Source organism: Micromonospora sp. SYSU B005 (assembly GCF_055362685.1).
Window position 1 is genome coordinate 55,011 of the sequence record NZ_JAXCFU010000018.1, and the last position, 21,809, is coordinate 76,819.

22 protein-coding genes are annotated in these 21,809 nt (G+C 73.6%); 14 read left to right on the forward strand and 8 right to left on the reverse strand.

Annotated features, from left to right (window positions below; genetic code table 11):
- Positions 1 to 178 precede the first annotated feature (178 nt).
- The 4 genes from SM452_RS27605 to SM452_RS27620 all read left to right on the forward strand — a co-directional run bounded on the left by SM452_RS27605 (position 179) and on the right by SM452_RS27620 (position 3,149).
- On the forward strand, positions 179 to 802 hold the full coding sequence (locus SM452_RS27605; protein ID WP_463840998.1) for a mycothiol-dependent nitroreductase Rv2466c family protein: 624 nt from the start codon (positions 179 to 181) through the stop codon (positions 800 to 802).
- 180 nt (positions 803 to 982) lie between these two features.
- Positions 983 to 1,327, forward strand: a complete 345-nt coding sequence (locus SM452_RS27610; RefSeq protein ID WP_194803407.1) for a hypothetical protein — start codon at positions 983 to 985, stop codon at positions 1,325 to 1,327.
- A 78-nt stretch (positions 1,328 to 1,405) separates the two neighbouring features.
- Complete coding sequence (locus tag SM452_RS27615) at positions 1,406 to 2,605, forward strand: DUF1015 family protein (RefSeq protein WP_463840999.1); 1,200 nt, start codon at positions 1,406 to 1,408, stop codon at positions 2,603 to 2,605.
- A 73-nt stretch (positions 2,606 to 2,678) separates the two neighbouring features.
- Complete coding sequence (locus SM452_RS27620) at positions 2,679 to 3,149, forward strand: ribose-5-phosphate isomerase (RefSeq protein WP_463841000.1); 471 nt, start codon at positions 2,679 to 2,681, stop codon at positions 3,147 to 3,149.
- A gap of 16 nt (positions 3,150 to 3,165) precedes the next feature.
- Here SM452_RS27620 and SM452_RS27625 read toward each other — a convergent pair whose 3' ends face one another.
- A complete protein-coding gene (locus SM452_RS27625) occupies positions 3,166 to 3,567 on the reverse strand; it encodes a hypothetical protein (protein WP_262014146.1) in 402 nt (133 codons plus the stop codon).
- Between the two features lie 465 nt (positions 3,568 to 4,032).
- Positions 4,033 to 5,253 carry a GNAT family N-acetyltransferase gene (locus SM452_RS27630; RefSeq protein ID WP_355511072.1) on the reverse strand — a complete coding sequence of 407 codons (1,221 nt, stop codon included), beginning with the start codon at positions 5,251 to 5,253 and terminating at the stop codon, positions 4,033 to 4,035.
- A gap of 98 nt (positions 5,254 to 5,351) precedes the next feature.
- Here SM452_RS27630 and SM452_RS27635 point away from each other — a divergent pair, with 98 nt between their 5' ends.
- Positions 5,352 to 5,891: a hypothetical protein gene (locus SM452_RS27635; protein WP_355511075.1), complete on the forward strand. Its 540-nt coding sequence runs from the start codon at positions 5,352 to 5,354 to the stop codon at positions 5,889 to 5,891.
- 54 nt (positions 5,892 to 5,945) lie between these two features.
- Here SM452_RS27635 and SM452_RS27640 read toward each other — a convergent pair whose 3' ends face one another.
- Entirely contained in the window at positions 5,946 to 6,407 is a 462-nt protein-coding gene (locus tag SM452_RS27640; protein WP_262016299.1) for a hypothetical protein, read from the reverse strand.
- Between the two features lie 329 nt (positions 6,408 to 6,736).
- On the opposite strand from SM452_RS27640, the gene SM452_RS27645 reads away from it, so the two are divergent.
- Positions 6,737 to 8,617, forward strand: coding sequence for a propionyl-CoA synthetase (locus SM452_RS27645; protein ID WP_463841001.1), 1,881 nt, complete (start codon positions 6,737 to 6,739; stop codon positions 8,615 to 8,617).
- A 76-nt stretch (positions 8,618 to 8,693) separates the two neighbouring features.
- On the opposite strand, the gene SM452_RS27650 is transcribed toward SM452_RS27645, so the two are convergent.
- The gene (locus tag SM452_RS27650) at positions 8,694 to 10,817 is read right to left on the reverse strand and encodes a M14 family zinc carboxypeptidase (RefSeq protein WP_463841002.1); all 2,124 of its coding nucleotides are present in this window, start codon (positions 10,815 to 10,817) and stop codon (positions 8,694 to 8,696) included.
- A 77-nt stretch (positions 10,818 to 10,894) separates the two neighbouring features.
- Complete coding sequence (locus tag SM452_RS27655; RefSeq protein ID WP_463841003.1) at positions 10,895 to 13,810, reverse strand: Hsp70 family protein; 2,916 nt, start codon at positions 13,808 to 13,810, stop codon at positions 10,895 to 10,897.
- 129 nt (positions 13,811 to 13,939) lie between these two features.
- On the opposite strand from SM452_RS27655, the gene SM452_RS27660 reads away from it, so the two are divergent.
- The 4 genes from SM452_RS27660 to SM452_RS27675 all read left to right on the forward strand — a co-directional run bounded on the left by SM452_RS27660 (position 13,940) and on the right by SM452_RS27675 (position 16,990).
- A complete protein-coding gene (locus tag SM452_RS27660) occupies positions 13,940 to 14,587 on the forward strand; it encodes an MOSC domain-containing protein (RefSeq protein ID WP_463841004.1) in 648 nt (215 codons plus the stop codon).
- 32 nt (positions 14,588 to 14,619) lie between these two features.
- Entirely contained in the window at positions 14,620 to 15,648 is a 1,029-nt protein-coding gene (locus SM452_RS27665) for a questin oxidase family protein (protein ID WP_463841011.1), read from the forward strand.
- Positions 15,649 to 15,685: 37 nt separating this feature from the next.
- Entirely contained in the window at positions 15,686 to 16,111 is a 426-nt protein-coding gene (locus SM452_RS27670; protein ID WP_463841005.1) for a nucleoside deaminase, read from the forward strand.
- Positions 16,112 to 16,219: 108 nt separating this feature from the next.
- A complete protein-coding gene (locus tag SM452_RS27675; RefSeq protein WP_463841006.1) occupies positions 16,220 to 16,990 on the forward strand; it encodes a hypothetical protein in 771 nt (256 codons plus the stop codon).
- On the opposite strand, the gene SM452_RS27680 is transcribed toward SM452_RS27675, so the two are convergent.
- Positions 16,991 to 17,446 carry a hypothetical protein gene (locus SM452_RS27680; RefSeq protein WP_463841007.1) on the reverse strand — a complete coding sequence of 152 codons (456 nt, stop codon included), beginning with the start codon at positions 17,444 to 17,446 and terminating at the stop codon, positions 16,991 to 16,993.
- A 162-nt stretch (positions 17,447 to 17,608) separates the two neighbouring features.
- On the opposite strand from SM452_RS27680, the gene SM452_RS27685 reads away from it, so the two are divergent.
- Positions 17,609 to 18,232, forward strand: a complete 624-nt coding sequence (locus SM452_RS27685; RefSeq protein WP_463841012.1) for a contact-dependent growth inhibition system immunity protein — start codon at positions 17,609 to 17,611, stop codon at positions 18,230 to 18,232.
- On the opposite strand, the gene SM452_RS27690 is transcribed toward SM452_RS27685, so the two are convergent.
- The gene (locus SM452_RS27690; protein ID WP_262016289.1) at positions 18,141 to 18,752 is read right to left on the reverse strand and encodes a hypothetical protein; all 612 of its coding nucleotides are present in this window, start codon (positions 18,750 to 18,752) and stop codon (positions 18,141 to 18,143) included. The two genes, SM452_RS27685 and SM452_RS27690, sit on opposite strands and share 92 nt — an antisense overlap.
- A gap of 65 nt (positions 18,753 to 18,817) precedes the next feature.
- Here SM452_RS27690 and SM452_RS27695 point away from each other — a divergent pair, with 65 nt between their 5' ends.
- Positions 18,818 to 19,264: an SRPBCC family protein gene (locus SM452_RS27695; RefSeq protein ID WP_269704536.1), complete on the forward strand. Its 447-nt coding sequence runs from the start codon at positions 18,818 to 18,820 to the stop codon at positions 19,262 to 19,264.
- A 40-nt stretch (positions 19,265 to 19,304) separates the two neighbouring features.
- Entirely contained in the window at positions 19,305 to 20,279 is a 975-nt protein-coding gene (locus tag SM452_RS27700; protein ID WP_269704537.1) for an alpha/beta hydrolase family protein, read from the forward strand.
- 19 nt (positions 20,280 to 20,298) lie between these two features.
- Here SM452_RS27700 and SM452_RS27705 read toward each other — a convergent pair whose 3' ends face one another.
- Positions 20,299 to 20,952, reverse strand: a complete 654-nt coding sequence (locus SM452_RS27705) for a Type 1 glutamine amidotransferase-like domain-containing protein (protein ID WP_269704538.1) — start codon at positions 20,950 to 20,952, stop codon at positions 20,299 to 20,301.
- Between the two features lie 151 nt (positions 20,953 to 21,103).
- Here SM452_RS27705 and SM452_RS27710 point away from each other — a divergent pair, with 151 nt between their 5' ends.
- Entirely contained in the window at positions 21,104 to 21,724 is a 621-nt protein-coding gene (locus SM452_RS27710) for a hypothetical protein (RefSeq protein ID WP_463841008.1), read from the forward strand.
- Positions 21,725 to 21,809 lie beyond the last annotated feature (85 nt).

A 21,809-nucleotide genomic window follows, 5' to 3' on the forward strand; every position in this document is an offset into this window, starting at 1 on the left:
GCCGGTACTGCCCGGCCGCTCGTGACGGCCCGTCGAGAACCGAGTCTTCCATGCACGGACCGCTCTCGGTGGTCGAGGTCACGCTCTCATTCCGGTACCTGTCGATGCGGTACGGGGTGAGGATCGGAGGTGACCGCGCCGGAGCCCCGGCGCGACGATGTCGTGAAGGGAAGACACCGTGACCGAACGTGTCACCGCGGACATGTGGTTCGACCCGCTGTGCCCGTGGGCGTGGATCACCTCCCGTTGGCTGCTGGAGGTCGAGCAGGTCCGGGACGTGGACATCCGGTTCCACGTGATGAGCCTGTCCGTACTCAACGAGGGCCGGGAACTGCCGGCGGAGTACCAGGACCTGATGATCAAGGGCTGGGGTCCGGTGCGGGTGTGCATCGCCGTCGAGCAGGCGCACGGCGCCGAGGCGCTGGCGAAGCTCTACACCGCGATGGGCAACCGGATCCACCTCAAGAAGGAGGAACTGGGCCGCGACATGCTCGCGGGCGCGCTCACCGACGTCGGGCTGGACCCGGCGCTCGCCGACGCGGCCGAATCCACCCAGTACGACGAGGCGCTGCGGGCCAGCCACGAGGCGGGCATGCGGCCGGTCGGTACCGACGTGGGCACCCCGGTGATCCACGCGCCCGGCCCGGACGGCAAGCAGGTCGCCTTCTTCGGCCCGGTGATCACGCCGGCACCGAAGGGCGAGGCGGCCGGCCGGCTCTGGGACGGCGTACTGCTGGTCTCCGCCACCCCCGGTTTCTACGAGCTGAAGCGCACCCGCGAACAGGGCCCGATCTTCGACTGAGGTGAAAGGAAGGGTCCCTTCTTAACGCCTCCGGTAGAGGAGGGGGCCCTTCTTAACACCGCGCCCAACGCACCCCGAGCCCCGCACCGCCCGTCACCGGGCCGGTGCGGGGCTCGTTTCACCGAGTGTCCCAGCCGACGGCCCGCGGGCCGCAACACGGCAGCTCCTGGAGGCGTTCCCATGGCCAAGCACCGCCACATGTCCGACGACGCGCCGCAGCAGGCGACCGAGGACTCCGGTGCGACGTACTGGTCGGTGACCGAGAGCGACTGGCCGGCCGGCCCGGCCGAGGTGGCCGACCTGCTGGCCCCGCCGATCGTGGTCGGCGTGGCCCGGGTGGTGGCCACCTCGCGGATGACACCGCCGGCCGAGACCGTCCGGCCCGCCCGCGCGCCGTCGCGGTCCGGCCCCGCCGCCCACCCGGCCGCCGCGGGTGCGACGACGGTACGCCTCAACGCCGGCTCCCGCCCGGCCCCGCCGGTGCGCCGCCCCGCCCCGGGCCGGCACCGCAACCCCACCGCCTGAGCCGCCTTCCTTTCACCTGGTGGTAAGCGGGTGAGTCCGGCGGCGGGGGCGATCGGGGCCCGGGTAGCGTCAGCGGACATGACGGTCGTGCATCCGATCACCCGGGCCTGGATCACCACTGGCGGCACCGGCGCGCAGAACTACGACGAGTTCGCCGACGACGCGGAGATCACCTCCATCGTCGAGGCGAATCCGCACAGCGCCCTGGGCATCGAGATGCCCCACCGGGCGCCCGGCAGTCTCGGGAAGTCCTTCCTCGACGCGCTGCCGGACGCGGTGGCGCGCCTGGCCGAGGCGAAGGCGGACGGCAGCTACACGCCGGCCGAGCAGGTGGTGGTGCTCTACCGGATCAGCGCGCCGGGCGAGGAGAGCGCGTACGGGCTGTGGGCCATGGTCGACACCGACCAGATCTCCACCCGCGCCGACGAGCCGGGCCTGGTCATCCGCAACGAGGACGTGTTCATCGCCAAGGTGCGCGAGCGCGTCGCCCTGGCCGAGGCGCTCGGTCACCTGCTCTCGCCCGTACTCCTGCTCCAGACCGGTAGGGGCGACGAGCTGCACGCCGCGCTCGCGGCGGCGACCGACGCGGCCGGCGCGCCCGCCGCGACGGACGTCGACCAGTCCGGCCGGACGCACGCGATCTGGCTGCTCGGCCCGGGCCCGGCGCAGGACGAGCTGACCGCGCTCGCCGGCGGCGGGGATCTGGTGGTCGCGGACGGCAACCACCGCAGCCTGGCCGCGCAGACCGGCGGTTTCCCGCGTTTCCTCGCGGTGGTCACCACGCCCGCGTCGGTCGCCATCCAGCCCTACAACCGGCTGGTCAGCGAGCTGACCACCACGCCGGACGAGCTGCTCGACCGGCTGCGCGCGGCGGGCGCGGAGATCACCCCGGTGGACGGGCCGGTCGGCGTGCCGGCCACCGGCGGCGTCGTGCATCTCCATCTCGGCGGCCGGGGGTACGCGGTGACGCTGCCGCACGTCGGCGCCGGCCGGCTGGAGAACCTCGACCACGCGCTCGTCGAGCGCCTGCTGCTGCGCGACGCGCTGGGCCTCGACCCGGGCGACAAGCGGATCACGTACGTGGGCGGCGACTACCCGGCGAGCTGGCTCGTCGGCGAGGTCGACGCCGGCCGGGCCGAGCTGGCGGTGCTCGTCGCGCCGGTGACCGTCGACGACTTCGTCGCGGTGAACCTGGCCCGGGAGAAGATGCCGCGCAAGAGCACCTGGTTCACCCCGAAGGCGCGGGCCGGCCTGGTCGTGGCCGAGCTGCCGCACTGACCGTGTGACGAATCCGCCTCCGGGTCGCCGCCCGCGCGCCGGCGGAGGAGGCGGGCCTGTCAGACTGCGCGGTATGCGCGTCTACCTGGGATCCGACCACGCCGGTTTCGAGTTGAAGGTGCACCTCGCCAACCACCTGGCCAAGCAGGGCTACGAGGTGGTGGACGTGGGACCGCACGTCTTCGACCCGGACGACGACTACCCGGCGTTCTGCCTGCACACCGGTGACCGGGTGGTCGGTGACCCGGGCAGCCTCGGCGTGGTGATCGGCGGTTCCGGCAACGGCGAGCAGATCGCCTCGAACAAGGTCGCGGGCGTCCGGGCGGCGCTCGCCTGGAACGTGGACACCGCCCAGCTGGCCCGTGAGCACAACGACGCGAACGTCGTCGCGATCGGCGCTCGGCAGCACACGCTGGACGAGGCGACAGCGCTCGTCGAGGCGTTCCTGACCACGCCGTTCTCCGGCAACCCCCGGCACAGCCGGCGCATCGAGCAGGTGGCCGCCTACGAGCAGCGCCGCCGCCTGCCCGAGCTGCCCGCCTGAGCGGACACCTCCGGGCTCACCGCCCGTTGCGGGGCAGGTCCTCGCGCGGCACCCAGTTGCGGCGGATGAGCACCACCCGCTGTTCGGCCTCGGCGAGGTCGTCCGCGGTGGGGCGGGCGGCGTCGCGTGCCCGCAGTGCGGCCGTCACGCTCACCTGCGACGAGCCGGAGCCGACCAGCCCGCGTAGCCCGCGCTCGCCCTCCTCGGCGGGCGGGGCGGCGCGGCGTCCGCGGGTCTCCGGCTCGCCCGGCCGGCCGCCGCGCGGGGACCGGGGCACCACGTCGTCGTGTACGGGGGCGGTGCTGGCGGTGGTGCCGCCGGTGCCCGTGCCGTCGGCACCGGTTCCGGCGGTCTCCGTCGGCGGGGCGGCCTCGCCGTGATGCCGCAGCCGTCGTCGCCGTCGCTCCGCCTCACCCATCCCCCGACCGTACCGTCCCCGAGCCCACCCGCGCGCCGCTAGCACCCCGCGCGGCCCGCCGACCCAGCCGTCCCATACCCGCTCCCGGCACACCCGATCCCGCCGGCCTCCGTCGATCTGGGAGTTGTGGCGCCCGGAGTGCCCGGTCAGCGAGGTATGTGAGGTGCCACAACTCCAAGGTCGACGAGGCGCGCGCCGACGAGTCCCCCGACGGGCGTGCGCGCCGGGAACGACGAGGCGGTCCCGCCGGCCCTGCTCCCGCCCGCACGCCCGTGCCCCCGGCCCCCGGCCCCCGCCCCCGCCCCCGCGCGATCATGAAGTTAGCCGGAACAAATCGGACGATCCGCGCCGCTAACTTCATGATCGCGAGGGCCAGCCGGGCCAGCCGGGCCAGCCGGGCCAGCCGGGCCAGCCGGGTTACGCCGGGCTGGGCTGGGGTGGGCGGGGAGGGGTGCGGGCGGGCGGTCAGAAGACCTCCATGGGGGAGGGGGCGCGGTACCAGGTGAAGGCGGGCGTCAACGCGGTCAGCGTGTCCGGGATCAGCTCCTGGACGCGGCCGGCGGCGGCCAGCGCGTACGGGTTCGCGCCGCCGAGGTACAGCTCACCGAGAGCGCGTACGTCACACGCCAGCCCGGCCGGTGCGGTGGTGGGCGTGCACTCCGCCCCGTCGCGGCCGCCGACCAGCCGCCAGCGGCCGGTGTTCTCCTTCAGCAGCTCGTCGGTGACCTCGATCACCACGTCCACGTCGGTGGCGTAGCGCCGGGCGGCCAGCGCGGCCGGCACGTCCACCACCCGCACCCAGAGCGCGTCGGCGAGATGCGGGGAGAGCTGGCGGGGCTCGTCCACCAGCCGCAGCAGCGGCTCGTCCAGGGCCGCGATTCCGAACGACAGCCGGCGGGTCAGGTCGACCGAGAGCAGCAGCCGCCACAGCGCCGTGTACGCCTCCGGCGTCGCCGCCACCACCTCGCCGACCTGCACCTCGGCCTGCGGCCCGACGGCCGTCGAGCTGTCCTTCGTCCGGTACAGCGCGTACCCGTCGAGGCCGTCGGCGCCCTCGTGCAGCAGCACCCGGCGCTCGGTGGCGCCGCCCCGGTGCGCCTTGAGGTCAGCCAGCACGTACGACCACCAGCGCTCGTCCCGCCGGGACCAGCCGGGCCGGCCGGCGCGGACCTGCTCGTACAGCCGGGCCAGCTCGTCCCGGTGCGCGTCCGGACGGTCCAGTCGCAGCCTGCCCTCGCCGGGCGCCGGGGCGGGCAGGCGCAGGCCGGTGGTGTCGACGGACAGCATGTAGCGCGGGGCCGCCGACCCGTAGCCGAACCGGGGGTAGATGCGGCCCTCGCTGGCCCAGAGCACCGCGATCGGTTCCCGGCCGGCGTCGCGGACCTCCTGCAGCTGGCGGCGCATCAGCGTGGTGAGCAGGCCGCGTCGCCGGTGAGTCGGCGCCACCGCGACCATCGTCACGTGCGCGGCCGGCACGTCCGCGCCGGGAACAGCGAGACGGCGGCTGAACGCGGCGGCGTGCGCGACTGCCGTCCCGCCGTCGCGGACCAGTAACGACCGGTCCGGCTCGAAGATCGGGCGTTCGAGCGCCTGCACGTCGGGGTCGAGATCGCCGTGGAAGGCCAGCGCCAGCAGCGCCGCGATGTCGTCGAAGTCCTCGGCCCGGGATACCAGCACGTCAGTCACGGCACGTGTGTATCGCACCGCGATGGGGGTCGGCACCCTATTTGCGGGCTGGCTACCCTCGGAACCGAGGCCGGAATCGGTCGAGGGGGAGGACGAAGATGGCGGACCAGACACAGCCGTGGGCCGAGCGCACCGTGGAGGTGCCGCCCCAGCCGGGGGTGGTGCCCCCGCAGCGGGACGCGTTCCAGCGCGGGGTGGCGGCGGTCGGCCGGCCGCGCGCCTCGGGTACGCCCCGCACCGAGCAGTTCCCCACGGTCGAGCACGGCGACTGGGCGGCCGAGCAGGCGCCCCGCCGGCCGATGAGCTGGCATCTCGCCCAGGCGCGAAAGGGCGGGGAGCTGAGCGCCGCCGGTGCGCTGTTCGCATTCGTGTGCTGGGGCATCTGGGCGATCTCCGGCCGGGGCAACCTGGTCGCTCCGCTGCTCACGTTCGTGCTCAGCCTGCTCACCGCGGTCGGCCTGTTCGCGCTGGCCCGGCTGCTCGGCCGGCTGATCCTGGAACGGCAGCTCGGCCGGGTGCGCCGCAGCGCCCGGGGCGCCCACCTGATCACCGCGTTGTTCCTGGCCGGCGTGGGGGTGGCGTACCTCCAGCAGACCGAGTGGGTGGTCTCCGCCTGGAACTGGGTGACCGGCAACTGAGCCGACAGGTCGTCCGTCCGGTACGCGCCGGACGGACGACCCGGGGTGTCGGCGTCAGAAGGTGGTCGGCGCGCCGGCCGTCTTGCAGGCGGCGTTGATGTCCTTGCTGGCCTTCTCCATGGCGGGGTTGTCGGCGGCGGTGCCCGGGTCGGCGGCCGAGCCCGCCTTGCCGGCCTCCGCGCCGAACTCCTTCAGGGCGGTGGCCGCCTTGCCGTCGCCGGCGGTCCCGGCGAGCTCTGTCACCCGGTCACCGAGTTCGGTGAGGATCGCGCCGGTCTGCTTCGTCAGGTCGCCGCCCGACTGCACGGCGGTCATGAGCTTCGCCCGCATGTCCTTGTTGATCTTCTCTGCGGCGGTGCAGAGTTCCTTGTCGCTCATCGCGGCCGCCGACGGCGAGGGGGCAGCCGAGGAGGGGGCGGCGGAGGCCGAGGTGGCCGCCGGCCCGGCCGTGGTCGCGGGCTTCTCGTCGCCGCACGCGGCGAGCCCCAGCACGGCGCAGGTCAGAAGGATCGGCAAGATCCGATTGGTTTTCACGCCTGCGCACGCTAGTCGACAGCCGTGATCGATCAAACTCGGTTTGCCCGGGTCGGCCCCGGGATGCGCGGGCGGGCGGCATTCGCGCCGCCCGCCCGCGTGCCCGGCCGCGGTACGCCGCGACACCGGTCGTCTCTCCACCAGGACCGTGTTGCCTTACCCCGCCCCGCGGGCTTCATCCGTCGCCCGTTGGGCTGAGCGGTCACCGCCCACCGCCGTGAGCGGCCGTTCAGCGAGCCGGGACGTGCTTCCGGCGCACCGGACCCGTCCGGCCGTCGTGCCGGCGCGGCGCCGGGGCGCAGCATGGCGGTATGGGCGCGTATCGATCAGCGTACGAACGGAGCATCGCCGACCCGGCCGGCTTCTGGCGGGACGCGGCGGCCGACATCGACTGGGTCATCCCGCCGGAACGCATCCTCGACGAGGAGGCGGCGCCGCTGTACCGCTGGTTCCCCGACGGGGTGCTGAACACCTGCCACAACGCGCTGGACCGGCACGTCGCCGCCGGGCGTGGCGAGCAGCCCGCGTTGATCCACGACAGCCCGGTGACCGGCACGGTCCGCATGCTCACCTACGCCGAACTGCTCGCCGAGACGGCCCGGTTCGCCGGTGCGCTGCGCCGGCTCGGCGTCGGCCGGGGCGACCGGGTGCTGCTCTACCTGGCGATGGTCCCGGAGGCGGTGATCGCCATGTTGGCCTGCGCCCGGATCGGCGCGGTGCACTCGGTGGTCTTCGGCGGCTTCGCCGCGCACGAGCTGGCCGTCCGGATCGACGACGCGCGGCCGAAGGTGGTGGTGGCCACCTCCTGCGGCATCGAGGCCGACCGGGTGGTGCCGTACCACCCGATCCTGGCCGCCGCGCTGGACGAGGCCGCGCACGCGCCGGAGCGCTGCGTGGTGGTGCAGCGCCCGCAGGAACCGGCCCCGCTGGTGCCGGGCCGCGACCTGACCTGGGCCGAGGTGATGGCGGACGCGGAACCGGTGCCGTGCGAGCCGGTGGCCGCCACCGACCCGCTCTACGTCCTCTACACCTCCGGCACCACCGGGCGGCCCAAGGGCGTGGTGCGGGACAACGGCGGGCACGCGGTGGCGTTGCGCTGGTCGATGCGCAACGTCTACGGCATCGAGCCGGGCGAGGTCTTCTGGGCCGCCTCCGACGTGGGCTGGGTGGTCGGCCACTCCTACATCGTGTACGCGCCGCTGCTCACCGGCGCGACGACGGTGCTCTACGAGGGCAAGCCGGTCGGCACCCCCGACGCCGGCGCGTTCTGGCGGGTCGCCGCCGAGCACCGGGTGGCGGCCCTGTTCACCGCGCCCACCGCGATCCGGGCGATCCGCCGGCAGGACCCGGACGGCAGCCACATCGAGCGGTACGACCTGAGTGCGCTGCGTACCCTCTTCCTCGCCGGTGAGCGCCTGGACCCGGACACCTGGGCCTGGGCGGGGGAGCGGCTCGGCGTACCGGTGGTCGACAACTGGTGGCAGACGGAGACCGGCTGGCCGGTGGCGGCCAACCCGCGCGGCCTGGAGCCGCTGCCGATCAAGCCGGGGTCGCCGTCGGTGCCGGTGCCCGGCTACGACGTGCGCGTGGTCGACGGCGCGGGCCGGGACGTGCCGCCCGGCACGGACGGCTCGATCGTGATCCGGCTGCCGCTGCCGCCCGGCTGCCTGCCCACGCTCTGGGGCGACGACGAGCGGTTCGTCCGCTCCTACCTGTCCACGTTCCCGGGTCACTACCTGACCGGCGACGGCGGCCGGTTCGACGAGGACGGCTACCTGTACGTGATGGGCCGCACCGACGACGTCATAAACGTGGCCGGGCACCGCCTGTCCACCGGCGCGATGGAGGAGGTCCTGGCGACGCACCCGGCGGTGGCCGAGTGCGCGGTGATCGGCGTGGCGGACGCGCTCAAGGGGCAGGTGCCCAGCGGGTACGTGGTGCTCAAGGCCGGCGCCGACGCGGACCCGGACGCGCTCGCCGCCGAGCTGGTCGCACTGGTCCGGCAGCGGATCGGCCCGGTGGCCGCGTTCCGCCGGGTGACAGTGGTGCCGGCGCTGCCCAAGACGCGCTCCGGGAAGATCCTGCGGCGCACCATGCGGGGCCTGGTGGAGGGGCGCGACGAGCCGGTCCCGGCGACCATCGACGACCCGGGCGCGCTCGCCGTCTTCCGCGACCTCGGCACCACCGACTGAGACGGCCGGGCCGACCCGCCCCGGACGAGCTGACGCGGTCCCCGGCCGGACTCCACCGGCCGGGGACCGCTTGCGGTCAGCGCCGGACCGGGTTGTCGGCGGCGTAGTCGCGGGCGACGCGGACCAGTTCCACCAGGCCGCCGGCGTACTCCTGCGCCTCGGCGTGCGCCTCGTCGAACGGCGGCTGGAAGCCGACGCCCTCCCACTGGCCGGTGGCCTCGTTCCACCTGTCGTTTCCGACCTCGAAGTCCCAGGCGAAGATGCCCAGCTCGTAGTAGAGCTGGTCGGCCGAGTTGCCGGCCGCCGAGTAGAGCACGTCGGCGACCGGGCCGGTCTGCGACGGCCAGGTGACGGTGCCGCGCTCGGCCGCGATGGCGCCGACGATGCGCCGCGCGCTGCCCAGGAACAGCGTCGACTCGTCGATCGACGGGCGCGGCAGCGTCACCCGCCCGTCGGCCTTGTACGCCCCGGGCGGCCACATGAAGTAGCCGCCGTACGAGTGCACGTTCATCGCGAACTTGATGTTCGGGTGGGCCTTGGCCAGGTCGATCACGTTGCGGCTCTCCGGCTCGGACAGCTCCGCCGTGCCCGCGTAGTTGCCGGACAGGCAGTTCGCGCTGGCGCCCACGTATCCGTCGAACAGGGAGCCGACCGTGTAGTTGCGGTTGACGTCGACGCCCCACATGGTGCGGTACTTCGGGTCACGGGAGGCGCCGGTGCAGTGGTTGACCAGGTTCTTGCGCTGGAAGTTGTAGTCGTTGAAGGAGTAGTTCGCGCCGTCCGGGTTCACCGTCGGGATGACGAACACGTCCACCTGCTCCAGCAGCTTGCGGGTCGCCGCGTCGGTACGCGCGTTCGCCAGCAGCCGCTCGGCGAACTCCAGCGTGACGAGCGGGGTGGCCCACTCACGGGCGTGCTCCTGCGAGTACGCCAGCACACCGATCCGGGAGCCGTCGCGGTGCTTGCCGATGCGCAGCGCCTGCACGGTCCAGGGCCGGGCCGGCACCTCGGTGCCCTGCAACCCGTCGTCGAGACGTACCGGCCCGGCCACCGGCATCGGCAGCCCGGCCGAGCCGTCGTCCACAGTGGCCCGGAAGCGGGCACCGCGCGGCGCGTTGATCAGGGCGGCGACGTCGTCGGTGGTGCTGGTGACCTTGCCCGCGCGGTCGGTGGCCAGCGAGACGGTGAGCACCCGGTCCCGGTAACGCATGCTCAGTGGCCGGTTCGGCCGGCCCGGGTCGACGGTGCGTACCTGCACGCCGTTCATGCCCTGGTCGCCGAAGCGGACCGACTCCACCACCACTGCGGCGGCCGCCGGGTCGCCCAGGTAGGCGGCGGCGTTCCGCCGGTAGCCCTGGGTCTTGTTCGGCAGGTCGATCACGTCGACCAGGTCGCGGTACTGGCGGCCGAGCCGGGCGATGCGCGCCTTGATGTCCACCGGCGTCAGGTAGGCGTCGATGAAGTCCTTCTGGTAGCCGGCCGGCTGCGGCGGCGGGGTCGCGTTCGGCCAGAGCGACGGTGTCACCGGCCGGCTCGTGCCGCCCAGCGTGGAGGTGGCGGTGAGCTGCACCGGCCGGCTCGGCACCGGCTGCGGAAGCGCGTAGTGGTACTGGTACTCGCCCGAGTCCTCGAAGCGGTACAGCGGGAACGAGCCGGTGGCGCCGTCGGCGGTCCGCCAGGTGACGGTGATCTCGACGTCCGGGTCGTCGGTGGCGGTGGTGGCGACCTGGGCCTGGAGGAACGTCCGGCCGCCGGTGGTCCACCAGTACGCCTGGAGGAACTGGAGCGTGTCGACAGTGGTGGCGGCGCCGCTCGCGCGCAGCCCGGCGCGGGTGCTCTCCTGTGCGGCGCGGCGGCTCTCGGCCAGGTGCCGGGTCCCGTCGTCGGCGCGCTGCACCACCTGCAGGGCGGTGGCCCCCTGCCGGGTGAGGTCGGTGAGCTGCCGTCCGGTGAGGACCAGGTCGGCGATCCACTCGCCGTCGCGGGAGCGGGGGCGGTTGGCCAGGTCGGCGCCGCCGGCGACCAGGCGGTCGAGCTGCGCCCGGTCGGCCAGTCGGACGCGGACCAGCGCGGTCTCGGCGGGGGCGAGCGTGATCGTGGGGGCGGATGGTGCGGCGGCGCCCGGCCCGGGATGGGCCAGCGCCGCGGCGATCAGGATGCTGGTGGTGGCGAGTGCGGTCCACCGTCGTCGGACGAACACGGGGCCTCCTGACGAACGTCGATCTCTCTGCCGTTCACACCAGCCGAGACATCGATCACTGTCAAGCTCAGTTCCGGTCAGCCGGCGAACCGGTACAACCGGAACTCCTTCTCCGCGCCGCACACCAGCATCTCGGTGTTCCACGAGCAGGACTCGCTGCGGATCTGCTTGAGCTGCCCCATCTCGACCGGCTTGCCGTCCACCGCCGTCCCGGCGAGGACGCGGTCGTCCTCGTACGCGCTCGGCGCCTCGGAGAAGATCAGCAGGTTGCCGGCGTTCAGCCGGACCGCCGTCCCGTCCCGGTCGCGCAGCACCGGAGTGCCGTCCGGCGCGAACAGCGTCACCGCGTCCGGCGAGTCCCGCCCGGCCAGCACGTGCTCACCGACCGGCACCAGCGACTCGGCGCGCGGCGCCCGCCACTGCCGGGTGCCCTCGCCCTCGGTCGCCGCCACCACCCGGGTGTCGTCGGCGCCGCTGCCGGGCGTCTCCAGCAGGCACACGCGACGCTCTCCGCAGGTGACGAGATCCTTCACCCGGCCGCCCTGCTCGGGCGCCTCGTACAGCACGCTGGGCGTGCCGAGACCGCCCAGGTCGTAGGCGAGCAGCCGCAGGCCGCGCTCGTTCTCCGCCACGTACAGCCGGTCGTCGCGGGCGGCCACCGGATCGTCGAGCCCGGCGACGTTGCCCCGATCCTTGAGGACCTTGCCGGTGCGCATGTCCAGCACCCGGACCGACCGGTCCGCGCCGACCTGGACGAGCCGGTCCGCCTTCCCCGCCCACGGGGCGAGCGGCGAGCCCTCGGCGTTGCCGGGCCCGTCCAGTGCCGCGCCGGTGCCGACCGGGACCACCTTCGTGCGCGCGTCGCCGTACTCGGTGCGCGGGTTGGGCCGTTCCCACCGCTGCCCGCCGTCGCTCAGCCGCAGCCCGATCAGGCGTTCGCCGGTGCGGTCCAGCCGGACGATCGTGTCCGGCCCGAGGTACAGGGTGTCGTCGCGGCCGACGTCGGTCCGCCAGCGCTGGTCCCCGGAGTCCTCGTCGAGCACCGCGAGCACGCGGGGGGTGTCGCTTCCGGTGGCGTCGCCGAGGACGAGCAGCCCGTCGGGCAGCGTCCGGATCCCCGCCCACCGCTGCGCGGTCGCGTCGGTCCGCTTCTCCCAGACCGTCCTGCCGGTGGCCGCCTCGACGGCGCTCACGTGGAGGTGCCCGTCGGGCAGCGAACGGGCCAGGTAGGCGCGTTCCCCGAGCGTCGCGGTGAACATCTGGTCCGGCCGCGTGTCACCGGCGGCCACCGTCTTCACCAGTTCGGCGGTGTGGAAGTCCAGCGCCGGATGCCGGTCCCGGAACACCCAGAGCAGCACCGACGCCGCCACGGCGACGACCACGAGACCCGCGCCGAGCGCGATCCACCGGCCGCGCCGGGGCCGGCCGCCGCCGGGCCGGACACCGTTCGGCGCGGGGGAGAAAGGCGCCCCGGGTACGCCGGGCTGCCAGCCGCCGGGCGGGGGAGCGGACGGTCCGGGTACGCCGTAGCCGGCGGGGTGGGGCGGAACCGGCCCGTGGGCGGCCGGCATGTGGTCGTACCTCGTGGGCTGTGGCGGAACCGGGCCGGGCGTGCCGTCGTACCTCGTGGCGGCGGTCTGCGGGACGGGGCCGTCGGCGACCAGCGTGCCGTGCGGTCCGGCGGACGCCGCGTCCGGACCGCCGAGCGGCGCGGTCGGGTTCGTCCTCGTCGCACCGGCGGGGGCCGTGGCGGCGGTCTCGCCCGTGGCCGGCGCGGGCCGTGTCGATTCGGGTTGCGTCGGCGCGGGTGGTGCCGGCGCGGCCTGGACCGGCACGCCGGGACGGCCGGACCGCCGGGGCAGCGGCAGGTCGGTGAGCGCGCCCTCGGCGACCGGCATCTCCGGCTGCTCCAGCACCGTCGGCGCGATGCCCAGCTCGGCGTGCAGCAGCCGGGCCACCAGCGGCACCCGGGTCGACCCGCCGACCAGGAACAGACCGGAGAGCTGCTCCGGGCGCAGCCCGGCGGCGGCGGTCACCTCGCGGGTCTCCGTCACCGCCCGGGCCAGCAGCGGCGCGGCCAGGCGTTCGAAGTCCTCCCGGGACAGCGGCACCGCCGCCTCCACCCCCGGTACGGCCACCGGCGCGACCATCGCCCGGGACAGCATCTCCTTCGCGCCGCGCACGTTGTCCCACAACTGCTGGCGGGCCCGCCGCTCGGCGGTGGTCGCCGGATCGGTCAGCCGGGCCCACTCGCCCGGATGGGCCGGGCCGACCAGTTCGCCGAGCCGTCCGAGCAGGGCCGCGTCCAGGTCGAGGCCGCCGAGGTCGGGGATCCCACCGGTGGCGACCAGCTGGAAGCCGGAGTCGCCCCACGGGTCGGCGCCCTCGTTGCGCAGCACCGCCACGTCGAGCGTGCCGCCGCCGAAGTCGAACACCGCCACCGCACCGCCCACCGGCACCGGCCGGCGCAGCACCTGCGTGAAGTAGCGCGCCGCGGCCACCGGCTCCCGCAGCAGACGGGTGCCGGGCGCGATCGGCCCGGCAAGCGTGTGCTCGGCCGCGGCCGGCCAGCCGGCGAGTTCCAGCGCGTCGTGCAGCACCTGACGGCGGGCCGGCGTCCAGGCCGCCGGGTGGGTGACCACCGCCGGGGGCAGCATCCCGACCGCCGCCACCGCCGCGTCCGCGACCGCGCGCAGCGTCGCGGCCAGCAGCTCCGCCGGCCGGTACGCCCGCCCGCCCAGCTCCACCGTCTCCTCGTCGACCCGGCGCTTCGGGTTCGGCTCGTAGCCGGCCGGGTCGGCCTGGGCCAGGCGCTGCGCGTCCCGCCCGACGTGCAGGTGACCGTCCGCGTCGGCGTAGACGCCGGACGGCAGGATCGGATGGCCGTCGACGAGCACCGGCCGGGTCCGCCCGTCCGGCCAGCGCAGCACCGCCACCGTGTTCGAGGTGCCGAGGTCCACGCCGAGGGCGAAACCGTCCTGTTGGCCTGCCATCCGCGGCTACCTCCACCACCCGACGAGGATGTCCGGCCCGCATCGTACGCAGCCCACGCTGCCCCGCTTCCCACCCGGCCCGGCGGAATGGGGTGGCCGGTGGGACCGTGGCCGAATACCGTCGCGGTCATGAAGGTGATCTCCGTCAACGTGGGCCGACCGCAACCGAACCCGTGGAAGGGGATCGGCGCCACCGGCATCGACAAGCGCCCAGTCGACGGCCGGGTCGCCGTCACCGCGCCCGGCCCCAAGGGCACCGGCGCGGTCGGGCTCGCCGGTGACCGGGTCTACGACGTGGCCCACCACGGCGGCACCGACCAGGCGGTCTACGCGTACGCCCGGGAGGATCTGGACCACTGGGAGGCCGAGCTGGGCCGCCCGCTCGCCGACGGCAGCTTCGGCGAGAACCTGACCACCGCCGGGCTGGACGTCAACGGCGCGCTGATCGGTGAGCGGTGGCGGATCGGCCCGGAACTGGTGCTGGAGGTCTCCTGCCCGCGCATCCCCTGCGGCACGTTCCAGGGGTGGCTGGGCGAACGCGGCTGGATCAAGCGGTTCACCGAGGAGGTACGGCCCGGGGCGTACCTGCGGGTGGTCACGCCGGGCAGCGTCGGGGCCGCAGACCCGGTCGAGGTCGTGCACCGGCCCGGCCACGACGTGACGGTGGCGCTGGTGTTCCGGGCCATCACGCTGGAGACGGACCTGCTGCCCCGGCTGCTGGTCGCCGACGCGCTCCCCGAGGAGGACATGGCGCGGATCCGCCGCCGCTTGACCTGAACCGCACTTCAGGTCGGACGCTTCCCGGTGTGCTGAACTCCGTACTCGACGAGGCGTACGAGCGCGTACGCCACACCGGTCCCGAGCATGACGGGTGGCTGTCCAACCACGTGCCGATGGCCGCGGAGGCCCTGGTGCGTCACGGCCACGGGCGGGCGGTGCACCGCTGGATCGACGCGTACGCCGGCCGGCTGGAGGAACGCCCGCGCGGCATCCGGCGCATCGTCGCCGAGGAGTGGCGTGACCCGCTCGGCGACCCGGTGCGTACCGGCGACTGGCTCGACCTCTTCGACCGCGAGCTGGCCGGCGCGCCGTGGCGCGACGTGCTCGCTCGCTGGTGGCCGCGCCTGCTGCCGGGCATCGCCGCCGGGGCCACCCACGGCGTCATCCGGGTCGGCCACGCCGTGCGCGCGCTGCTCGACGCCGAGACCGCACCGCGCGTGACCGAACTCGGCCAGGGGCTCGCCTACTGGGCCGCCCGCTGGCAGCCGCTCGCACCGCCCGGCGCCGGGCCGTACCCCGGAACCGACGCCCGGTCCGCGCTCGACGCCGTGCCCCGCGTACCCGATCAGCGGTTCGGCATCCGGTCCCGCCTGGCGCAGCTGGCCGACCTGGACCGTTGGCCGGCCGTCGCGGCGGCCGTGCCCGGCGACGCCGCCGCCGACGTGCCCACCCGCCTCGCCGCCGTCGTCGACGCCGCCGTGGTGCGGCACGGAACGCACGGGTACGCCGCCCCGGTCATGCTCGTGCACGCGGCGACCGCGCCGAACGCCGTCCTGCGTACCCTGCCGGCCCTGCCGCCGGCGCTGTGGCAGCCGAGCCTGGCCGCCGCCTGGGCGGCGACCGCCGCCGTCACCGCCGCCTACGCCCCGGCCGGGGCCCGTGCCCTCCCGCCGGCCGCCGGGCCGGAACTCGACGAGGCCATGGCGCGGGCGCTGGACACCGGGGACGCGCACGCGATCAAATTCATCGACACCCTGAGCGACGCGTACGCCCGCAGCGGCGACCCGGCCCTGCGCGCCGTGGCCGCCCGATCCGTCGAGCAGATCGCCGCCGACTGACGGCCTCGGCTCGCTACCGCCGACACGTGGAGGGCTGATGACACCCGACGACGAGGCGTTCCTGCGCCGTGCCGTGGAACTCGCCGACCGGGCGGGCGCGTCCGGCGAGCGGCCGTTCGCGTCGCTGCTCGTCGGCGCCGACGGCACCGTGCTGATCGAGGACCACACCACTGTGGTCTCCGACCGGGACGTCACCGCCCACCCGGAGCTGAAGCTGGCCCGCTGGGCCGCCCGTCAGCTCGCCCCCGAGGCGGCGGTCGCGACCACCATGTACACCAGCTGCCAGCCCTGCCCGATGTGCACTGTGGCGATCAACGCATCAGGCCTCGGCCGGGTCGTGTACGCGTTGTCCACCGAGCAGTTCGAGCAGGTCAAGCCCGCGACGCCCGCGCCGCGTCCGGTGCGGTACGACGGGCCGGCGCTGTTCGACGAGGCGCGGCGGCCGATCGAGGACCACTACTAGGCCATCGGCCCGCTTCTCCGACTGAGCGCCGAGATCGCCTCCGCTGCGGGGCGCCGCGTGTGGCGTGCGACGCCTACGCTGTGCCGCACGGCGACAGGGGGTGGGCCGGTGGGGCGTCGGCTGGGGTACGTCGCGATGGCGCTGCTCGGCGCGCTGCTGTTCGGCACGGCCGGCCTGGCCGTCGGGTCCTGGTACGGCGGCCGGGGCGCCGTATCGCTGAGCCCTGAGGCAGCTCGGAGCGCGGCCGGCGAACTGCTCCCCGGTGTCGAGCCGAGCGGCTCGACGACCGTGCGCGGCTACCGGTACGGCGTCTTCCTGGCCGCCGACGACCTCGGCGGAAACCGGGCCGAGTTCCAGTACGGCGACGGCCCCGACTGCACGTTGTCGGAGCGGATGCGGGGTGCCGCCGAGACGGGCGGGTGGCGGGAACTCCGTCGGGTGCCGGGAGCATCGTGCGACGGCTGGCGGGCCGAGCGAGACGGTATGACGGTCACCCTCACGCATCCGGCATACGGGTCGAGGCTGAGCATCACGCAGAGCGCTCCCGGAGGGTTCCGCGTCGCCACCATCACCGGCACCCTGCTCGGCGTCGCCGCCGGTGCGGCGCTGTTCTGGGCGGCGGCGCGGAGTCGCCGGCCCGTACCCCTGGTGGTCGGCACGCTGGTGACCGTCGGCCTGTTCCCGGCAGCCGTCGTCACCTGGGCGGACCTGGCCGTGCACCGGCTCGCCGAGCCGGTGTGGCCCGTCTGGCGCGGGCTCGCTCCGGTGCTGGTGCCGTTCTGGCTGGTGCTCCTTCTGATCGGCGTGATCGTCCTCGCGAGGCGACCGGATCCGGCAGTGCCCGCCACCGACGCGGTCGCGGCTGGCCGTGCCGGCTGATCAGTGGACGCACAACTCGTCGTACGGCACGCAGTCCCACAGGGTGTTCGCACGCTCGCGGACGACCGCGAACACCGGCCGGGACAGCACGACGTCGCCCGTCCGCTGGACGCGCATGACGATCCCCAGGTCGTCGGAGGCCGGATCGCCTTCCGGGGCGTACTGCGGCGCGATGCCGCGCGCCAGCACGTAGCTCAGGAACTGCTCCTCCAGCCGGGACGGCACGCGTCCGACCAGGCTGATCCCGTCCAGCGTCACCTGTGGGCCGTACCGCGCATCGACGACTACGCAGAACAGGCCCTCTGACCTGCCGAAATAAGCCGTGACCGCCGTGGCGTGGGCAGCGACGCCCGCGTTGCGGAACTCCGCCTTCGTCGGCCGGTCGAAGCCGCGGTGTGCGACGGAAACCGATGCGGCGAACCCGGGCAGCGCCTCGGCGGCCTCGTCGTGGCTCATTCCGAACCGCAGAGGTCCCACGCCGGCTCCCGGCGTGTACGTCCACTGCTCCCGCTCGGCCTCGGTCAGGACATGCCAGGGGTTCGTCATGAGGCAGGCGCTTCCATCTCGTTCGTGGCCGCGGGGTTCGTGCTCGGCCCGGCTCGCCACCAGCGGGTGCCGATGGGTCTTCGGTTGTTCGTCCATTCTCCGGACGCGTTGCGCCGAAGCCCGGAAGCGGTCCGGGAAGTGGAGGACAGCCGCGGGACGCGGGCTAGCCTGACCGCCGTGACAACGATCGAGCAGTTGGAACGGGACGTCTGGCCGGACCCCGGCCGGGAGGCCACGTCTCTCGTGAGGCGCTGCTCGGAGCTACGACGCAAGCCGCTGGCCGAGTTCACCGTGGAAGACCTGCGCATCATGCTCGGGCAGGGGAGCGGCGTGTCGGCGCTGCTGCCTCTCGCGGTACAGGTCCTGCTCCGCGATCCGTTGGCCGAGGGCGACTACTACCCGGGTGACCTGCTCGCCAACGTGCTGCGGCTACCCGACTCGGCGTGGTCGGGCCTGCGAACGGAACGGGAGCGGCTGCGGTCGGTTCTGGCGGAGCTCGTCGCCGGTCGCCCGTCCTCCGACGCTGGTCCGGACCCTCGTGACCCGGACCAGCGTCTTCGCGGCGCCATCAGGCAGTTTCTCGGCGATGAGAGCGGAGTTCCAGCTAGTGGGTACGCCAGTCCATGGCGTCGAGCAGGACCTCTACCAGGGCCGACCGATTCGCGGCGCCGATCTCGTCCAGCGCCCGGTGCATGACGTTCCCGGCGTCCTCGGGCAGTTCCTGCGGACCGAGCATCGGCAGCATCAGGATGAGCCGCTGCGCCCAGGTCAGCCGCTCGTCCGGCAGTGCCGCCGCGGCGAGCAGTTCCGCCCAGGTCATCGCGGACGTGAACCCGTGGCCCTCGACCGAGGCGACAACCTTCGCCGGCCGCCCCGGCCGATCCTCCACGAAGTCGAGTCCCGCCTCGTCCTCCAGGTTGCGGTAGACGATCCGAAGCCACACCTCTCCGTCGAGCCGCACCGAGACCGCCGGCCAGCGCTCCGGGTCGTTGAGGACGTCACACATCGCGTCGTAGTCGGCGGCCTGCACTCCGAAGGCGGCCTCCGACTCCCGGTGGGCGCCGAGCGGTCCGGACAGGAAATGCAACCAGAAGGCGGGGTATCCGACCACGCCGTCTGCCGCATGGACGGTCGCGTCGCACTCGACGTCGTAGCCGGGCGGGGACATGGTGGTATAGCCGGGGATCGTGAAGGCGGGTCCGAGGGCCGGCGACATGGCCCGGATTCAACACGACACCGGACCGAGACCGTACGCCCAGCAGAGGACAGACATTGCAGCCGATGACCTTCAGCCACACGATCTCCGCACCGCCGGAGAAGGTGTGGCGGTGCCTCGCCGACGTCGCGCGGTATCCGGCGCTGCTGACCAAGGTCGACGCGACTGAGCTGCTCCACAGCCAGGCGTTCGGAACGGGCACGAGGTGGCGGGAGACCCGCAGGCCGTACGGCTGGCCCGTCACCGTGGAACTCCGCGTGACCGACTGCCGGCCCCCGTTCCGCTACGTCGTCGAGTGCTTCGCGGGCGGGCACAGTGTGACCGAGTACCGGCTGGTTCCCGGTGCCGCGGCTGGCACCACCGACCTCCAGCTCACCTACACCTTGACCGGTGGCTCACCGATCCATCGGATCAGCCGGGTCATCGCCCGTCGACGGTTCCTCACCTGCATCAGGGAGAACAACGTCCAGGACCTGCTCGACATCGAGCGAGCATGCGGGGCCAATGCGTGAGGACGCAGGCAGGTGGCAGGAGCCTCGTACGGTCGACGGGGTGTTGTTCGAACCGGTGACCGCGGAGTTCTCGTTCCTCGACGACGGGAACGAGCTGGTCGGCGACGTCGTCCGGCCGCCCTGGCCGGGGCCGTACCCGGCGGTGGTCTTCGTCGAGGGTTCCGGGCCGGGCGGTCGCGACCAGGGGGCGTGGCAGACGAGGCTGGCCGCAGCCGGCTTCGCGAGTCTCGCCTACGACAAGCCCGGTTCCGGTGCGTCGACGGGTGACTGGACCCGTCAGACCATGGCCGACCGCGCCGCCGAGACCGTGGCCGCGGTCCGGGCCGTGCGGAGCCGCGAGGACGTGCTGTCCGGCGCGGTCGCGCTGATCGGCGGTAGCCAGGGCGGCTGGGTGGCTCACCTCGCTGCGGCAGCGGACCACCGGATCGCGGCGGTGGTGACGGTGTCGGGGCCGGGCGTGAGCGTACGGGACCAGGAGGAGTACCGGCTCCGCCACCAACTCGCTGCGGAGGGCTTCGGCGGCGCCGACATCCAGCAAGCGCTTCTCCTGCTACGCGACCAGATCCGGCGGGTCCGGTCGGGCGACGACCCGGCGCGCGTGCACGCCGCGCAGGCGCACTGGCACGGCGCTCCCTGGTATCCGATGCTCGCCGGGACGACACCCGAGTCCATCGCGTTCATCGCGGGCATCGCGGACTACGACCCCGCCCCGGCACTGGCGGCTCTGCGCTGCCCGCTGCTGGCGATCTTCGGCGCGGACGACCTGCTCGTGCCGGTGGAGGCGAGCGTGCGCGCCATCAGCGGCACCCTCGACGGCGCACGCCACGCCGATCACACGACTGTGGTCTTCCCCGGTGCCGACCACAGCATCCGCGTCTACACGGGGGAAGGGCCCGCGCAGGTCAGGGAGGGGCGCTACACCCCTGCCGAGCGAGCGCCGGGCTTCGACGAACTCGTCGTCACCTGGCTGCAGCGCCGCCTGCAGGCGACCGACCTGGGGTACGCGGCGCGCTGATCGCGGCATGGGCGGGTGCTCACGCGGGGAACCACCTCCACTGCCCCTCGGAGACGACCTCGACGGCGCCGTCGGTCACCTTGATGGCCGTCTGGTCGTCGATCGCGTACGCCGGACCGGCGATCTCGGCCGCCCACTTCTCGGCAGACGCCATGGTGTTGTCCGGTTCGAGGCCCAGGTGCGGGAAGATCGAGAAGTCGACGAGCCCGAGCGTGCGGTCGTCGGGTGCGGACTGCCACTCGACGAATTCCGTACCGATCCGGGGGGTGAGCACCATGCTGCCGGCGCTCAGCCCGACCCAGACGGTGTCCCGCAGCGACGGCAGGAGGTCCGCCAGCCCGGACTGCCGCATCCAGTGGCACAGGTACGTCGCGTCGCCACCGTGCACGAGCAGGACGTCGGCCTCCCGGACCCAGGGGACCCAGTGCTCCTGGCCGATGCTGGGTAGCGCTGACAGTTCGAGTACGCCCAGCGACTTCCAGCCGAGACCGCTCATGGGCAGCGGCGTCTGACCGGTGATGAAGCGCCAGGCCGAGGCCGGTCCGCCCATCGGGTACGCCGCAGTGGGGATGCAGAGGGCGCTGGATTCAGCGATCGGCTTGCCCAGCAGGTCGACCAGCGCATCGTTGATGCTCGGGTTCTGGACGCCTGCGGATGTGAGGAGAAGTTTCACGCTTGCCTCCTGCGCGTAGCGGTCATGATGCTCTGCCCGGTGTCCGGAGATCGGTGCACAGGAATGCTGACCGGACGCGGTAACGAAACTCATCGCGATCCCGGCTGTACGGCCGGTCGATGCTGGCCGGGGAGAGCCCTAGGCTGACGCCATGCCGGCGGAGCACGAAGTGATCGACCTGGACGAACGCGATCACCGGCCGGCGGATTCGGACGGCGCTGTTCCTGGTCGCCGCGTGTCCGGACGAACGATGAACGTACGGCTCGTTGCTGCCTTCGTGATCGGCGCTGTGCTCGGCGGTGTCGGTGTGAGCGAGCTGCGAGTCTCGCGGGACGAGCGGGAGCGGAATGCCTCGGTCGCGCTCGTGGCCCTACCTCAAGACAGAGTCAGCGGGGGTTCGGGTACGGAAGCCCTGGGCGTCGTCCAGCTGAACGGACAGCTCGCGGTGATCAACACGGGACCCGCGCCGATCACTGTCGGTGCGGCTGTCGGTCAACGACCGGGCATCCAGGTCCGTGACACCGGCCAGTCGAGGCTGCTACGACCTGGCGGTACCGGCTGGATCGATGTCGAGGTGCGCGTCGAGTGCGCTAGTTCCACCGCGTTCGAGAGCGAGCCGTTGTCGATACGGTTCTCGGTCGAGACCGCCGACCGGCAGGCCAGAGAGGTCAGCTACCCCGTCGCCGTGAAAGGAAGCGCCTGGGAGCGGGAGGCGGAGATGCCGTGCGCGTACCTCAGTCACTCGGGGAGACGCGGCGGCTACAGAGGTTGAAAGGCTGACGTCCGTCGGCGTGTCTGCGTGATCTGGGTCGATGTGGGCGGTAGGTCGGAGGCATGAGGTATCCGGCTGGTGGTGG

What these genes read in the sequence shown, in the direction of transcription:
- SM452_RS27625 (WP_262014146.1), bottom strand. Translation starts at nt 3,567, where the DNA reads ATGGGTGAGGCGGAGCGACGGCGACGACGGCTGCGGCATCACGGCGAG.
- SM452_RS27655 (WP_463841003.1), bottom strand. Translation starts at nt 13,810, where the DNA reads ATGGCAGGCCAACAGGACGGTTTCGCCCTCGGCGTGGACCTCGGCACC.
- SM452_RS27635 (WP_355511075.1), top strand. Translation starts at nt 5,352, where the DNA reads ATGGCGGACCAGACACAGCCGTGGGCCGAGCGCACCGTGGAGGTGCCG.
- SM452_RS27615 (WP_463840999.1), top strand. Translation starts at nt 1,406, where the DNA reads ATGACGGTCGTGCATCCGATCACCCGGGCCTGGATCACCACTGGCGGC.
- SM452_RS27685 (WP_463841012.1), top strand. Translation starts at nt 17,609, where the DNA reads ATGGGTCTTCGGTTGTTCGTCCATTCTCCGGACGCGTTGCGCCGAAGC.
- SM452_RS27680 (WP_463841007.1), bottom strand. Translation starts at nt 17,446, where the DNA reads ATGAGCCACGACGAGGCCGCCGAGGCGCTGCCCGGGTTCGCCGCATCG.
- SM452_RS27690 (WP_262016289.1), bottom strand. Translation starts at nt 18,752, where the DNA reads ATGTCGCCGGCCCTCGGACCCGCCTTCACGATCCCCGGCTATACCACC.
- SM452_RS27670 (WP_463841005.1), top strand. Translation starts at nt 15,686, where the DNA reads ATGACACCCGACGACGAGGCGTTCCTGCGCCGTGCCGTGGAACTCGCC.
- SM452_RS27645 (WP_463841001.1), top strand. Translation starts at nt 6,737, where the DNA reads ATGGGCGCGTATCGATCAGCGTACGAACGGAGCATCGCCGACCCGGCC.
- SM452_RS27660 (WP_463841004.1), top strand. Translation starts at nt 13,940, where the DNA reads ATGAAGGTGATCTCCGTCAACGTGGGCCGACCGCAACCGAACCCGTGG.
- SM452_RS27710 (WP_463841008.1), top strand. Translation starts at nt 21,104, where the DNA reads ATGCCGGCGGAGCACGAAGTGATCGACCTGGACGAACGCGATCACCGG.
- SM452_RS27695 (WP_269704536.1), top strand. Translation starts at nt 18,818, where the DNA reads ATGACCTTCAGCCACACGATCTCCGCACCGCCGGAGAAGGTGTGGCGG.
- SM452_RS27620 (WP_463841000.1), top strand. Translation starts at nt 2,679, where the DNA reads ATGCGCGTCTACCTGGGATCCGACCACGCCGGTTTCGAGTTGAAGGTG.
- SM452_RS27610 (WP_194803407.1), top strand. Translation starts at nt 983, where the DNA reads ATGGCCAAGCACCGCCACATGTCCGACGACGCGCCGCAGCAGGCGACC.